14 protein-coding genes and 2 tRNA genes are annotated in these 14169 nt (G+C 47.7%); 12 read left to right on the top strand and 4 right to left on the bottom strand.

Annotated features, from left to right (window positions below):
* Nucleotides 1–43: 43 nt before the first annotated feature.
* Both ICN11_RS04060 and acs read right to left on the bottom strand, forming a co-directional pair.
* Nucleotides 44–134: transfer RNA gene (locus ICN11_RS04060), tRNA-Ser, on the bottom strand.
* Between the two features lie 59 nt (nt 135–193).
* A complete protein-coding gene (gene acs, locus ICN11_RS04055) occupies nt 194–2167 on the bottom strand; it encodes an acetate--CoA ligase (protein ID WP_216229275.1) in 1974 nt (657 codons plus the stop codon).
* Between the two features lie 167 nt (nt 2168–2334).
* On the opposite strand from acs, the gene ICN11_RS04050 reads away from it, so the two are divergent.
* The 5 genes from ICN11_RS04050 to ICN11_RS04030 are packed head-to-tail and all read left to right on the top strand — an operon-like array spanning nt 2335 to nt 6520.
* Complete coding sequence (locus ICN11_RS04050) at nt 2335–3858, top strand: fumarate hydratase (protein WP_216229274.1); 1524 nt, start codon at nt 2335–2337, stop codon at nt 3856–3858.
* 49 nt (nt 3859–3907) lie between these two features.
* On the top strand, nt 3908–4714 hold the full coding sequence (gene murI, locus ICN11_RS04045; protein ID WP_216229273.1) for a glutamate racemase: 807 nt from the start codon (nt 3908–3910) through the stop codon (nt 4712–4714).
* Complete coding sequence (locus tag ICN11_RS04040; protein WP_216229272.1) at nt 4711–5406, top strand: energy transducer TonB; 696 nt, start codon at nt 4711–4713, stop codon at nt 5404–5406. The genes murI and ICN11_RS04040 overlap by 4 nt, the downstream gene beginning before the upstream one ends.
* Before the next feature lie 5 nt (nt 5407–5411).
* Nucleotides 5412–6104: a MotA/TolQ/ExbB proton channel family protein gene (locus ICN11_RS04035; RefSeq protein ID WP_216229271.1), complete on the top strand. Its 693-nt coding sequence runs from the start codon at nt 5412–5414 to the stop codon at nt 6102–6104.
* Between the two features lie 2 nt (nt 6105–6106).
* The gene (locus ICN11_RS04030; RefSeq protein ID WP_215334736.1) at nt 6107–6520 is read left to right on the top strand and encodes a biopolymer transporter ExbD; all 414 of its coding nucleotides are present in this window, start codon (nt 6107–6109) and stop codon (nt 6518–6520) included.
* Here ICN11_RS04030 and ICN11_RS04025 read toward each other — a convergent pair.
* Together ICN11_RS04025 and ICN11_RS04020 are read right to left on the bottom strand one after the other, a co-directional pair.
* Nucleotides 6517–6963 (bottom strand): hypothetical protein, encoded by a 447-nt coding sequence (locus tag ICN11_RS04025; RefSeq protein WP_216229270.1) that lies wholly within the window; start codon nt 6961–6963, stop codon nt 6517–6519. The genes ICN11_RS04030 and ICN11_RS04025 overlap by 4 nt on opposite strands.
* 21 nt (nt 6964–6984) lie before the next feature.
* A tRNA-Leu gene (locus ICN11_RS04020) sits at nt 6985–7073 on the bottom strand.
* A 133-nt stretch (nt 7074–7206) separates the two neighbouring features.
* Here ICN11_RS04020 and ICN11_RS04015 point away from each other — a divergent pair.
* The 7 genes from ICN11_RS04015 (at nt 7207) to ICN11_RS03985 (ending at nt 14169) form a co-directional block, all read left to right on the top strand.
* Complete coding sequence (locus ICN11_RS04015; RefSeq protein ID WP_216229269.1) at nt 7207–9672, top strand: penicillin acylase family protein; 2466 nt, start codon at nt 7207–7209, stop codon at nt 9670–9672.
* 71 nt (nt 9673–9743) lie between these two features.
* Complete coding sequence (locus ICN11_RS04010; RefSeq protein ID WP_216229268.1) at nt 9744–10151, top strand: surface-adhesin E family protein; 408 nt, start codon at nt 9744–9746, stop codon at nt 10149–10151.
* A gap of 130 nt (nt 10152–10281) precedes the next feature.
* Nucleotides 10282–10563, top strand: a complete 282-nt coding sequence (locus ICN11_RS04005) for a hypothetical protein (protein WP_216229267.1) — start codon at nt 10282–10284, stop codon at nt 10561–10563.
* A gap of 48 nt (nt 10564–10611) precedes the next feature.
* Nucleotides 10612–11466 carry a formyltetrahydrofolate deformylase gene (purU, locus tag ICN11_RS04000; protein ID WP_216229266.1) on the top strand — a complete coding sequence of 285 codons (855 nt, stop codon included), beginning with the start codon at nt 10612–10614 and terminating at the stop codon, nt 11464–11466.
* Nucleotides 11467–11489: 23 nt separating this feature from the next.
* Complete coding sequence (locus tag ICN11_RS03995; RefSeq protein ID WP_216229265.1) at nt 11490–11843, top strand: CidA/LrgA family protein; 354 nt, start codon at nt 11490–11492, stop codon at nt 11841–11843.
* Nucleotides 11840–12565: an LrgB family protein gene (locus ICN11_RS03990; RefSeq protein ID WP_216229264.1), complete on the top strand. Its 726-nt coding sequence runs from the start codon at nt 11840–11842 to the stop codon at nt 12563–12565. Before ICN11_RS03995 ends, ICN11_RS03990 begins: the two co-directional genes overlap by 4 nt.
* A 14-nt stretch (nt 12566–12579) precedes the next feature.
* Nucleotides 12580–14169 (top strand): gamma-glutamyltransferase family protein, encoded by a 1590-nt coding sequence (locus tag ICN11_RS03985; RefSeq protein ID WP_216229263.1) that lies wholly within the window; start codon nt 12580–12582, stop codon nt 14167–14169.

The raw sequence follows: 14169 nt of genomic DNA, 5'->3' as shown, positions 1-14169 counted from the left end.
TCTTAGAAAAATACCTATATAAATCAACAACTTACAGACTAAATGGCGGAAGAGGCGGGATTCGAACCCGCGGTAGGCTATTAACCTACGCACGCTTTCCAGGCGTGTGACTTAAACCGCTCATCCACCCTTCCGTACAGCCATTGATTATACGTTTGCCGGAAGGGTTGCCTCTAAAAGCGTGATGAACAACTTATACGGACTCTTTGAGCTGCTCCAAAATGGCAGGATTTTCGAGGGTTGAAGTGTCTTGGGTAACCTCTTCACCTTTCGCAATCACGCGCAGCAAGCGACGCATGATCTTGCCAGAACGGGTCTTAGGTAAGTTATCACCAAAGCGAACATCCTTCGGCTTAGCGATTGGACCAATCTCTTTACCAACCCAGTTACGCAACTCGGTCGCAATCTTCTTAGCCTCGTCACCTGTTGGGCGACCACCTTTGAGAACTACGAACACGCAAATTGCCTCACCAGTCAGCTCATCTGGACGACCTACAACTGCAGCCTCTGCAACCAATGGATTTGCAACTAAGCAAGACTCAATCTCCATTGTTCCCATACGGTGACCGGAAACGTTCAATACGTCATCGATACGACCAGTGATAGTGAAGTAACCAGTATCTTTATTGCGGATCGCGCCGTCACCTGCAAGATACAAGTTGCCACCCAACTCTTCTGGGAAATAAGACTTCACGAAACGATCCGGATCATTCCAAATCGTACGAATCATTGAAGGCCATGGACGTTTCACAACCAAGATACCGCCTTGACCATTCGGAACATCTACACCAGCCTCGTCAACAATCGCCGCCTGAATGCCTGGCAATGGCAATGTGCATGAACCTGGAATCATTGGTGTTGCACCCGGCAATGGTGAAATCATATGACCACCAGTTTCGGTTTGCCAGAAGGTATCTGCGATTGGGCAACGTGAGCCACCGACATTCTCGTAGTACCACATCCACGCTTCTGGATTAATCGGCTCACCTACAGAACCTAAGAGGCGCAATGAAGACAAGTCATAGCTCTTTGGATGCACCGCTTGATCATTGCTAGAAGCTTTGATCAATGAACGAATCGCTGTTGGAGCTGTATAGAAAATCGTTGCCTTGTGTTTCTGGATCATGTCCCAGAAACGACCAGCATTTGGATAAGTTGGAACACCTTCAAACACGATCTCAGTAGCGCCAACTGCGAGTGGGCCGTAGGTAATGTAAGAGTGACCTGTTACCCAACCGATGTCAGCAGTACACCAGAACACGTCATTTGGCTTGATATCAAAGGTCCACTTCATTGTGAGAATCGCCCACAATAAGTAACCACCAGTGGAATGCTGAACGCCTTTTGGCTTACCAGTAGAACCTGATGTGTAAAGAATAAATAATGGGTGCTCAGCGCTTACCCACTCTGGCTCACAAGTAGTCGCTTCATTAGCAACGATTTCCTGCATCCATACATCGCGACCTGCCTGCATAGGAACATCAGTGCCAGTACGCTTGCTCACGATCACATGTTTAACCTTAGGACATTCGCCTGTAGAAAGCGCTTCGTCACAAATTGCCTTTAATGGCAATGCCTTGCCGCCACGGAACTGGCCATCAGCAGTAATCACTACTACTGCACCAACGTCCATAATGCGATCACGCAATGCTTGGGCAGAGAAGCCGCCAAACACAACAGAGTGAATTGCACCAATACGAGCACACGCTTGCATGGCAACAATACCTTCGATAGTCATTGCCATGTAAATGATGACGCTGTCACCAGACTTGACGCCCATCTTGCGCAGTGCGTTTGCCATTTTGCAAACGCGCTCAAGCATCTCTTTGTAAGTAACTTTAGTAACAGTGCCGTCATCAGCTTCAAAGATGATGGCGGTTTTATCACCAAGGCCATTTTCAACCTGGCGATCTAAACAGTTGTATGACGCATTCGTTGTGCCATCTTCAAACCATTTATAGAAAGGCGCTTTGGATTCATCAAGAACTTTAGTGAACGGCTTTTTCCAGAAAATGTTTTCTTTTGCAAGACGACCCCAGAAACCGTCATAATCACTATTAGCTTCAGCACAAAGCTTGTTGTAAGCTTCCATTCCAGGAATGGCGGCAGATTTAACAAAGTCTGCTGGTGGGTTAAATACGCGGTTTTCTTGCATCAATGGTTCCATGCTTCACAGCCCTTCTATTCAATAATCAGTCGTCTTTTTCCGCAAAAACAGCGCAGAGTTAGGGAAACGCATCCCCAAGAGCTAATAAGATAAGTGAAAACACGCTGGATTTGCTCTATGGCAAACCCTTAAAATAGAAGAAACCTTACTCAATCAAGCCTAAAACCATGACAAATATCAAACAAAACGACCTTATTCAAAGCGTTGCAGACGCATTTCAGTTCATTTCCTATTACCACCCAAAGGACTTCATCTCCGCCATGGGTAAGGCTTATGAGCTTGAGCAAGGTGCCGCAGCCAAGGATGCGATCGCTCAAATCTTGACCAATAGTCGTATGTGCGCAGAAGGCCACCGCCCTCTCTGCCAGGACACTGGTATTGCAGTTGTTTTCCTCAAAATTGGTATGAACGTCCAATGGGGCGATGCCACGATGAGCGTCACCGAGATGGTGAACGAGGGTGTGCGCCGGGCTTACATGAACCCAGACAACCCATTACGCGCCTCAGTTTTGACTGATCCAGCGGGTAAACGCAAGAATTCAGGGGACAACACCCCGGCCGTCGTTCATTACGAAATCGTCCCAGGCGACGATGTCGAGGTCATTTGTGCTGCCAAAGGTGGCGGCTCCGAGAACAAAGCCAAGATGGTCATGCTCAACCCTTCTGATTCGATTGTGGACTGGGTACTCAAGACTGTCCCAACCATGGGTGCAGGCTGGTGTCCTCCTGGCATTTTGGGCATTGGTATTGGCGGAACCCCAGAAAAAGCCATGTTGATGGCCAAAGAGTCCTTAATGGGCCCTGTAGATATTCAGGAGCTGATTGCTCGCGGCCCCCAAAATCGCATTGAAGAATTGCGTTTGGAGATTTTTGATAAGGTGAACAAGCTTGGTATTGGCGCTCAAGGTTTGGGTGGCTTGGCTACTGTTCTTGATATCAAGATCATGGACTACCCAACACACGCAGCTTCATTGCCAGTTGCCATGATTCCAAACTGCGCCGCTACGCGTCACGTTCATTTCCATTTACATGGCGACGGCCCTGCCAAATTAGAGGCGCCTTCATTGTCTGATTGGCCAGATGTGACTTGGACTCCCGATACCAAGAAGTCGAAGCGCGTCAATTTAGATACATTGACCGCTGAAGAAGTGGCGGGCTGGAAAGAAGGCGAAACACTACTTCTCAACGGCAAAATTTTGACAGGTCGTGATGCTGCCCATAAGCGCATTCAGGACATGCTCGCTAAGGGTGAAGAATTGCCAGTGAGCTTTAAGAACCGCGTGATCTATTACGTTGGTCCAGTTGATCCAGTGGGCGGTGAAGCAGTTGGCCCAGCAGGCCCAACAACTTCAACTCGTATGGACAAGTTCACGGAGATGATGCTAGCTCAAACTGGCTTGATCTCCATGATTGGTAAGGCCGAGCGTGGTCCTACTGCAATTGAAGCAATCAAGAAACATAAGTCCGCTTACCTCATGGCTGTTGGTGGCGCTGCGTATTTAGTCTCTAAAGCGATTCAAACAGCGAAGGTAGTTGGCTTTGCAGATTTGGGCATGGAAGCCATTTATGAATTCGATGTCAAAGATATGCCAGTAACAGTAGCGGTCAGCTCTGCAGGCATTTCAATGCATGAGACCGGTCCAAAGGAATGGCAAGCAAAGATTGGCGGCATTCCAGTGAAGATTGCTTAAGCTACTGATTAATTATTAAATCAGCTACCGTTCATTAAGCGACTGTTACTTGGCACTCATCGGAGTATTTGATTCTGGCGTTGGAGGCTTATCCATTTTGGATGAGGCTCTGCGCCAGCTGCCCGAGCATGACTATATTTATTTAGCTGACTCCATCAATGCTCCCTATGGAGAAAAGTCCAGTGAGTGGATCGCTTCGCGCAGTATGGAGTTGTGTCAATACCTAGCAGCGCAAGGATGCGATGCGATTATGGTTGCCTGCAACACGGCTACTGCCGAAGCCATTGCGCATATTCGGGATGAGCTCAACAATATTCCAATCATTGGCGTAGAACCGGGTATTAAACCTGCGGCAATGCAGTCTACGAATGGCATCGTCGGCGTACTCGCAACCGAGGCCACGCTCAAGAGCGATAAATTCACTGCCCTATTAGCTACCCTTCCCAACTGTCAATTTATTAAACAAGCTGGCGCCGGTTTAGTCCCCCTGATTGAAGCGGGACAAGCCAATGGTGAAGAAACCCTGGAGTTACTGGCAGAGCATCTGGAGCCTATTCAGGATGCAGGAGCAGATACCCTAGTCTTAGGATGTACGCACTATCCTTTCTTGCGCAAAGCCATTCGCAAATTACTTGGGGATTCAATCAACCTCATTGATACCAGTGATGCAGTGGTACGCCAACTCAAAAGAAAACTAGAGGCACAAGGTAAGCATTTAGACGCTGATACATGCGGCTCCATTCGATTTGTCAGTAGTAAAGATGCGGAGATGTTGCATCAAATGGCACAAGAGCTCATGCAATCGGATCTAGATGGGCACAACATTGAGTCTCAATTGGTGAACTCTTTCAAATGAGCGCTTTCTTAAGCCAATTGAATGCGCACTTGCCGTTCGATAAAACCGAACGCATCATCATTGGCATTGTTGTTGCTCTGCATTTACTCTTTTTAATTGGTTTTCAAAGTGGCATGAAGCCAGACAATGACAACAATCTTGATGACACCCGCGTGATGGCCAACCTCGTGAGTCCTGAGGCTGCCAAACAACCCCAAGCCGCTCCAGCTGCACCCCCACCAAAACCTAAGCAAGAACAGAGGAAGAAAACGGTGGATGAGAAATCCACGCAGGCACCTACTCCGCCGCAAACCCAGCAACAGGCTGCCACCCCGCCAACACCCCAGCAATCCAAAAGTGAATCGCAAGCACCAAATGCCACAGTTGCACCAGCAACTACCTCTGGATCGAGCGGCACACCAATTCAGACCGACATTGGTAAACTGGTCGTCGTCTATCAACCCGATGCAGATGCCTACTACCCTTCTTTCTCGAAGAGATCGGGGGAGCAAGGTGAGGTAGTAGTTCGATTAATTATTGATGAGTCGGGCAGCGTTGAGGATGTTGCTTTATTGCGTTCAAGCTCATTTCCGAGATTAGATCGAGCAGCAACTGAGATTGGTCGTCGTTATCGCTTTAAACCATTTTTAGTAAATGGTTCGCCCCAAAGAATTTCTACCAACCTTTTAATTAAATTTAATTTAAAGAATTAAACATTATGAATACACCATTTGGCTTAGCAAATTTATGGCTCGAGGGCGATGCTATTACTCGCTTTGTGGCGCTAGCACTTCTCACTTGCTCGATTGTGACCTGGGTGATTTTGTTATCCCGCTTTTGGGATTTGCGTAATCTGCGCAAACTCAAGCCTGAGCTCGATCAATTTTGGCGCGCCACTTCATACGATCAAGGGCTTAATGCATTCACTAGCCATGCAAGCAATCCTTATTACCAAATTGCTAAGGCTGCGAGCGGCGCTTCTACCCACCACCAAAGTCAATCAACTAATCATCGTGAACTCTTGCAGACACTAAATTACTCTGAGTGGATGGCAAGAAGCCTTAAGAATAGTATTGATGGTGTTGCTGCGCAGCTCCAAAAAGGTCTCACGTTCTTGGGTTCAACTGGCGCAACTGCACCGTTTATTGGTTTGTTTGGAACCGTGTGGGGCATCTACCATGCCTTGATCTCCATCAGCAGCTCGGGTAGCGCGCAGATCGACCAAGTAGCCGGTCCGATTGGTGAAGCACTCATCATGACTGCCTTAGGTTTAGCGGTAGCGATTCCAGCAGTGCTGGGCTTCAATGCAATTAACCGTGCCAATAAATTATTAGTCGCCGATCTCAACCGCTTTGGCAACGATCTCCTCGCTTACTTTGTAACTGGCGCCCGTGTGAAGTCCGGAGAATAAGCATGTCTTTTAATCTTCAGAACGATCAAGAAGAAAGCGGCATCATGGCCGAAATCAACATGACTCCAATGGTGGATGTCATGTTGGTGCTCCTCATTATCTTCATCATTACCCTGCCTGTGATTCAGCAGGCGGTAAAGGTTGAGCTGCCAAAAGCCAATAGCGTGCGCAACGAAGTCAAACCAGAGTCCGTTCAACTCTCAATTGACGCTAAAGGGCAAATATTCTGGAATAGCACGCCAATTGATTTAAAAACGTTTGATGGCTATGCAGAAAAAGCTGCTCAGAAAGAGCCGCAACCTGAAATCAATTTGCGCGCAGATAAGTCCGTGAAGTACGAATATGTTGCACAAGTACTAGCAGCATCACGTCGTGCCGGCTTAACCAAGCTAGGATTTGTAACCGAACCCAACTAAGGTTTTTTAGCGGCAGTACATTGCTCTTGGTATGTCTTGCTACCCTCACCTAGCGTTGCAGAGAGAATTCCACCTTTAACAGTTTCTGCTTTTCTCAACTGACCAGTTGCACGGTTTATTGTGATTGCCGTAATGACTGAACCAGCACCATACTGAACACCATCAAAGCTTTCTGGTGGAAAGTGAGCCTCCATCGAAATCAGTACGGTAGATTCAGTAATGAGAACACTCTTAATAGTTTGACGACCTAGTTCATCAGCAAGATCTAAATCTCGATCATCAATGAAAACTTTTGCCTTCTCTTTTTTTGAGGCTGGAGTAACTTTTAACTCGTAGGTTTCGGTGTAATTCATTTCTGAACGCTCACAAGTAAACAATAGTGAGTCAGCAGCCAAACTGGGGGCAGCATAGAGAAGCAGGAAAAGAATGTGGAGGTATTTCAAGGATGCCTGAAATCAATCGATTGGTGCCCGAGGCCGGAATCGAACCGGCACGACTTTTTTGAGTCGGCAGATTTTAAATCTGCTGTGTCTACCGATTTCACCACTCGGGCTCGCACGAGCAATAAAGCCGCACTAAATAAATCAAGACAAGCAAAATTTTAGCATGCGAGGCCTATTGGCGACGGGAAGCCTGTTTTCATCAAGCTTAGGCTCTAGCCCAGGCAAACCCACTAAACTAATCCTATGAAAATATTGATGCCAAGCTCAGGACTGAAATCCCTATTTAAAACCGTCTTTTTGCTTGGTTCTGCGGCCTTGGTATTGATCATCGCAGCTGGAGTCTTCTACTTAATCTCCGCCCAAACCAATCCCTCGGGTAAGCGCACCATTAAATCCTTAGGGGATTCAGTTGCCATCACCTTTGATGAGAGTGACATTCCGCATATTCAGGCAAAGAGCTCTTCTGACGCGCTATTTGCTTTGGGCTATTTGCATGCCAGCGAGCGTTCCTGGCAGATGGAAATTAATCGCCGCCTATCTAGCGGTCGACTCTCTGAAATCCTCGGTAAAGAAACTCTCGCGATTGATCGCTTTATTCGCACCTTAGGCATTAAACATGCCGCTGAAAAACAATTCGATCGCTACCCTATTGCCACCAAACGATTGCTGCAATCCTACGCGGACGGAGTGAATGCCGGCAATGCCCACTTAGGTTGGGCGCTACCTGTGGAATACTTTTTAACCGGCTCTAAACCTGGTCATTGGTCACCTACGGATAGCGTGGCATGGATGTTAATGATGGCACTGGATCTTGGCGGCAACTGGCATAAAGAATTGCAGCGCCTTGAGCTGTCGCAATTTTTAACAACCAAGGAAGTATGGGAAGTTATGCCGGCATACACGCTAGGCGAACCAGTAAGTAATGCTGACTTTGCCAAAATGTATCGGGACATCAAGGTCTTTAATCCAAACCCACTCGCCCGAGATCAAAAGTCGAAGAAGTTACCCGCGACTGAATTGGCTTTAAATGAAGTACCCGGCGGCAAAGATGGCATTGGCTCCAATAATTGGGCTCTGAACGGGAAGCTCACAGCATCTGGCAAGCCTTTATTGGCGAATGACCCTCATCTAGGCTTATCGGCTCCAGCAATCTGGTACATGGCCCACTTAGAGGCTCCGGGCCTCAACGTCATTGGTGCAACCCTTCCCGGCATTCCGGCAGTGGTTTTGGGTAGGACCGATAAATTTGCCTGGAGCTTTACGAATACCGGTCCTGACGTACAAGATTTATATATTGAGCAGCTGGATCCAAAAAATCCTGGCGTCTATCGCGGGCCAGATGGTCCGCTTGCCTTCAAAGTTCGCCAAGAAATCATCGATATCAAAGGTGAGTCTCACCTGCGCTTTTTAGTTAAAGAGACTCGACATGGTCCAGTAATTTCTGAATCCTACGCACGCGCAAAACGCGCGATTGATACCGATCGTTTTGTCTTAGCATTACGCTGGACTGCGTTGGATGTTGAAAACCAGTCTGTTGCCGGGCTGCTTGATATGAATCACGCTAAAGACTTAGATACATTCAAGCAAGCGCTACGCAAAAACTATGCACCAATGCAAAACGTTGTGATGGCAGATGTGGATGGCAATATTGCATTTCAGGCGGCTGGTGTTGTGCCTAAGCGCAACTTGCATCAAGGGCTGTATGGGGTAGCGCCAGCACTCGGCTGGGAGAAGCAATACGACTGGACTGGCTATGTTCCTTTCGATCAACTGCCCAATAGCACCAACCCAGATGCGAACTGGATTGCCACGGCCAACCAAAAAGTATTGGCCAGCAATGATCCAAACCCATTGACTGGTGACTGGGATCTACCAACGCGCTACGACCGCATTGTGGATCTAATTAAAGGCAAGTCGGTACACGACCTCGCCTCCATGAAATCCATGCAGGCTGACACCCTATCCTTAGGGGCCACACCATTACTAGAACTATTCAAGTCCACTCAATCAAAACATCCTCTTGCGCAGCAAGCAATCGAGCTCAGCAGAAACTTTGACGGCGATATGAAAATCGATAGCACTGGCGCCCTGATATTCAATGCCTGGGCCGATCAACTATCACGCAAACTCTTTGCGCGTTTAGGTTATTTGTTTACAGAAAATTATGGTGCGCGTAACTTTAGACACCCGCTGATATTGCAATTGCAAAATCCCAATAGCCCTTGGTGCAACGACCCCAAAACCGAACAAGCAGAGAGTTGTGCTGAAGCTTCAAATGCGGCGTTTGATAAGGCACTAGAGCAACTGAGCGCGCAGTTTGGCAACAATCCTAAAAATTGGGTGTGGGGCAATGCGCATATTGCCGTCTCTGAGCATCGCCCCTTAAGCAAGGTGCCATTCCTTGGAAGCCTCTTCAATTTGACGCAGCCTTTTCCCGGGGATGGTTTTAGCATCAATGTGGGGCGCCTCGAACTTCTCAGAGCCGACAATCCTTTTGAAACTAAACAGGCTCCTAGCCTGCGGACACTTTATGACCTCTCTGATTTAGAGCAATCCCTCTTTATTTATCAAACCGGGCAATCTGGCTGGGTACAGAACAAGCTATATCGAAACATGAGTGCACTCTGGGCTCGCAATGAATACCTCCCCTTGCAAATGAAACCCCAAAAGATTGGCCGACAACTGGATCTGAATATTAAGGAAAAATAAGCTGGGGAGTTTAGAATGACAACTGTAGGCTCAGATTGGGCTTAACCAATTTAATGACAACGCTACCTATTATGAAAAAAATACACGCACTCGCTATTTTTACCGCACTCTCCTTATTGCCCTTCTCCAGCAGCTTCGCAGAGTGGAAAGAATTGGGATCTAATGAGGTCATGGTGGTTTATGTAGATCTAGATACGATTAGCGACTCAGGTGAAAAAGCACAAATCATGTCGATGCTAGATTTTAAGAAGCCCGGTGTTAATCCAAAAACAAAACAGCCCGTAAGCTCAATCATTGGCATCAATGAATACAACTGTCCCGCCATTAGCTACCGCCCAATTGAATACAAAGAGTTCGCTGGCAACAAAGGTAGTGGCAAGGTAGTTTCAGACAACAAAACTCCCAATAGTGAATTTGAGCCTGTTGTAAGCGAATCTTGGGCGGCTGGAGTATTTAACGTTGTTTGTAAACGTAAATAAAAATATCAATTTGAGCACCCCTTTAAGCAGATTAAGCTCATCAGGCTGGTCTGCTTTTTGCTTATATTGGAGCTCCTCCCTTGGGGGTATTTGTATCTTCCTGAATTTAACTGGATGCGCAGCACCCTTGATGGCCTTAGGTAGCTCAGCTACTAGCGTAGCTAGCTCAGCTGGTACTGCAGCTGTATCCGTAGCGGTAGCCAACCCTTCAACGACGGCTAGCGCGATTTCCACCGCCACCACCGGGAAGTCCCCGCTAGAGCACGCCGCCTCAGCAGCAACCAAGCAAGACTGCAATTTTCTGAACGCCTTAGGGCCAAAGCCTATTTGCTCTGATATTCCCGTTCCCACAATCAAAGATATGAGCGAGCCTTATCCAGGGCCAGCAGACAGCCTGCCCAATTCTAAATAAGCAGTCTAAAATTACCCCTATTAAGTAATCCCCTTTCCTATTGAAGCCATGACTACAGAAAATTACTACCTCACACTAACCTGCCCCAATCGACCAGGCATTGTTGCTGCTGTTTCGACCTATATCTTTGAATTGGGTGGCGACATTGAAGAAGCTCAGCAATTCGATGACAAAGCTTCCAAGCGCTTCTTTATGCGTGTGAGCTTTAGTTGTAGCGCTGATAGCAAAACCCTGAGGGCTGGCTTTGTAGAAATCGCCAAACGCTTTGATCTCACTTGGGACTTGCGTGCGGTCAAAGATCTCAAGCGCGTACTAATCATGGCGTCCAAGCTGGATCACTGTCTCGTAGATTTGCTCTATCGCTGGCGCATCGGTGAATTGCCGATGATTATTTGTGGAATCGTTTCCAATCATCCGCGTGAGGTATATGCCAGCATTGATTTTGCAGATATTCCGTTTTATCACCTGCCAGTAACACCAGAAACGAAGCCTGCTCAAGAAGCCAAGTTACTAGAGATCGTCGCCGATTCAAAAGTAGACATGGTGATCTTGGCGCGTTACATGCAAATTCTGTCGGATGATTTATCCACTAAGTTATCTGGACGCTGCATTAACGTTCACCACTCATTCTTACCGAGCTTTAAAGGTGCTAAGCCTTACCACCAGGCTCATGCCCGCGGTATTAAATTGATTGGCGCAACAGCACACTTTGTTACCAGCGATTTGGATGAAGGTCCGATCATTGAGCAAGATGTCACGCGCGTTACCCATGGCGACACACCCGAAGACTTAGTTCGTAAAGGCCGTGATTTGGAGCGTACTGTTCTATCACGCGCCCTTCGCTACTACTTGCATGACCGTGTGTTGATTAACGGCGCAACTTCGGTAGTCTTCTCCGATTGAGTTGAATCTCTAAGGCCCCATCCATGATCTCCGGCCTTGTTCAAATTCTTTTATTCCAAAGTCTGGGTGAGCTTGTCTCCAAATTCGCCCTACCCACTCTTCCCGGCCCAGTTATCGGTCTTGTCCTTCTGATTATTTGGCTAGTGCTGCGCAAAGGCATTAACAGCGAGCTCGCGATGGTGGCTGATGGCTTTAGTCAGTACCTTGGACTCTTATTCGTACCAGCAGCAGTTGGCGTGGTGCTATTTTTACCCCAACTCAAAGCCAATGCCCTGGCTATTGTGAGTGCTTTAGTTGCTAGTGTGATTTTGACAATCGCCACAAGTGCGGTAGTCGTCCGCTTTTTGAGCGCCAAGCCAAAAGAGACTGAGCAATGAGCGAAAAGCACTCGATTGTGGAGATTTGGGTTTACCTCTCAGGCAGCCCTTTATTTGCACTATTCATCACTTTGGCCGCTTATCAAATTGGTCTCTCTATTTATAAGGCCACCAAACAAAATCCTTTGGCTAACCCAGTAGCGATTGCCATCATTTTGGTGGCCAGCATGATTCAGTTTATTGAAATGCCCTACTCCACCTACTTTGAGGGCGCACAATTTATTCACTTCTTATTGGGCTCAGCAACCGTTTCCTTGGCTATACCTATCTATAGAGGCTTAAGTAGCCTGAAGGGTCGATCCCTTCCCTTGCTAGCGTCTTTACTTGCTGGTGGCTTGGTATCCATTATTAGCGCAGTCAATATCGCCAAATTATTTGGGGCTGACTCCAGCATTACTGGAGCCATGTATCCAAAATCAGTAACTGCACCGATCGCCATGGGTATTGCCGAGCGTATTAGCGTATCCCCAACCTTGACTGCCATCTTTGCTGTTACTACCGGAATTCTGGGGGCTATTTTGGCGCCCTTTATTCTGAATGCACTGGGCATGAAAGCGTGGTGGCAACGTGGTTTTGCGATTGGCATTGGTGCCCACGGTATTGGCACCTCACGCGCATTTAGCATTCATCCTGAAGCGGGAACTTATGCCAGTCTCGCTATGGGCATGAACGGCGTTATTAGTGCTGTGGCTATTCCAATTTTGTATCACGTGTTTAATTAAGAGAATTTCAGACTATGTTGATATCCCCTCCCTTTGGCGGCGGCCGCGCCCCAGTCCTCGCTAAGAATGCCGTTGCTAGTTCACAACCTTTAGCCACACAAGCGGGCATTGAAGTTTTGCAAAACGGAGGCAATGCGGTTGATGCAGCCTTAGCTACAGCAATCACACTCACCGTAGTTGAGCCCACCATGAATGGCCTTGGTGGTGATGGCTTTGCATTGATATGGGATGGCAAGAAACTCCATGGCATGAATGCCTCTGGTCGCGCACCAGCAGCTTGGAAGCCAGAATACTTTACTGGCAAAACAGCAATGGATCTCATTGGCTGGAATACCGTCACTGTGCCTGGCATGGTTTCTGGATGGATTGAGCTATCACGCAAGTTTGGCAAGCTGCCTTTTGCTCAACTGTTTAAACGCGCAATTGACTATGCTGAAAATGGCTTTCCAGTCTCACCTGTAATTGCCCGCCAGTGGCGTGAAGCGATTCCGATTCTGAAAAATCAACCGGGGTTTAGCGAGTCATTTTTAATTGATGGCAAAGCGCCTACTGCTGGGAAGATCTGGCGCTATCCAGCGCAAGCCAAAACGCTTCGGGAGATTGCCGACACTAAAGGTGAATCTTTTTACACGGGCAAGTTAGCTCAAAGCATGGTCGACTTTGCCCAAAGCACTGGTGGCTGTTTCACAATGGCCGACTTTGCCAATAATCAAACTGAATGGGTTGAGCCTTTAGCCTTTGATTATGGTGACTACACCCTCCATGAGATTCCGCCGAATGGTTCCGGCATCGTTGCTCAGATGGCACTCGGTATTTTGCAAGCGGCCAATGTCAAGCAATACCCAGCTAACTCAGCACAACGTATTCATCTGCAAGTAGAAGCAATGCGCATTGCGTTTGCCGATGCGTATGCACATGTATCGGATGCCAGCACAATGAGAGTGCCTACGAGCGCCTTATTGGATAGAGATTATTTAGCTAGCCGTGCTGCAATGATTAATCACAATCAAGCAGGATCCTATGGTGCGGGAGATCCACACGCTGGTGGCACTGTTTATCTTTGTGCCGCAGATCAATCCGGCATGATGATTTCCTATATTCAGTCGAACTTCAAGGGCTTTGGTTCAGGTGTTGTTGCCCCAGGCGGCATTGCGTTCCATAACCGCGGCATGAGCTTTAGCCTGGTTGATGGTCACCCCAATCAAGTTGCACCAGGTAAGCGCCCTTTTCACACCATCATTCCTGCATTCTTAACCAAGGGTAATCAACCCGCAATGGCATTTGGTGTGATGGGTGGCAATATGCAGCCGCAAGGACATATTCAGTTTGTGATGCGCTTTGTTGATGAGTACCTCAACCCACAAGCCTGCTCAGATGCACCCCGCTGGAGAATTGATGATGTGGGTAAATTGACAGTGGAAGCTTCTATGCCTGCTGCTGTAGTGGAAGGATTAAAGGCGATGGGACATGAAGTCACCGTAATGCCAGCCAACAGTCTGGACTTTGGTAGCGCCCAAGCTATTGCACTATTGGGTGAAGAAACTCTGGATGCTTATATTGCTGGTAGCGATCATCGCCGCGATGGAATGGCGGCAGGCTTCTAA

The organism is Polynucleobacter sp. 78F-HAINBA (assembly GCF_018882325.1).
Classification (GTDB): domain Bacteria; phylum Pseudomonadota; class Gammaproteobacteria; order Burkholderiales; family Burkholderiaceae; genus Polynucleobacter.
The sequence above is the reverse complement of the archived record's forward strand: the minus strand, read 5'-3'. Positions and strand labels throughout refer to the sequence as shown.

Coding starts and splice junctions, on each gene's coding strand:
- acs (WP_216229275.1), bottom strand. CDS start 2,167: ATGGAACCATTGATGCAAGAAAACCGCGTATTTAACCCACCAGCAGAC.
- purU (WP_216229266.1), top strand. CDS start 10,612: ATGACTACAGAAAATTACTACCTCACACTAACCTGCCCCAATCGACCA.
- ICN11_RS04010 (WP_216229268.1), top strand. CDS start 9,744: ATGAAAAAAATACACGCACTCGCTATTTTTACCGCACTCTCCTTATTG.
- ICN11_RS04040 (WP_216229272.1), top strand. CDS start 4,711: ATGAGCGCTTTCTTAAGCCAATTGAATGCGCACTTGCCGTTCGATAAA.
- ICN11_RS03990 (WP_216229264.1), top strand. CDS start 11,840: ATGAGCGAAAAGCACTCGATTGTGGAGATTTGGGTTTACCTCTCAGGC.
- ICN11_RS03985 (WP_216229263.1), top strand. CDS start 12,580: ATGTTGATATCCCCTCCCTTTGGCGGCGGCCGCGCCCCAGTCCTCGCT.
- ICN11_RS04005 (WP_216229267.1), top strand. CDS start 10,282: ATGGCCTTAGGTAGCTCAGCTACTAGCGTAGCTAGCTCAGCTGGTACT.
- ICN11_RS04030 (WP_215334736.1), top strand. CDS start 6,107: ATGTCTTTTAATCTTCAGAACGATCAAGAAGAAAGCGGCATCATGGCC.
- ICN11_RS04015 (WP_216229269.1), top strand. CDS start 7,207: ATGAAAATATTGATGCCAAGCTCAGGACTGAAATCCCTATTTAAAACC.
- ICN11_RS04050 (WP_216229274.1), top strand. CDS start 2,335: ATGACAAATATCAAACAAAACGACCTTATTCAAAGCGTTGCAGACGCA.
- ICN11_RS04035 (WP_216229271.1), top strand. CDS start 5,412: ATGAATACACCATTTGGCTTAGCAAATTTATGGCTCGAGGGCGATGCT.
- ICN11_RS03995 (WP_216229265.1), top strand. CDS start 11,490: ATGATCTCCGGCCTTGTTCAAATTCTTTTATTCCAAAGTCTGGGTGAG.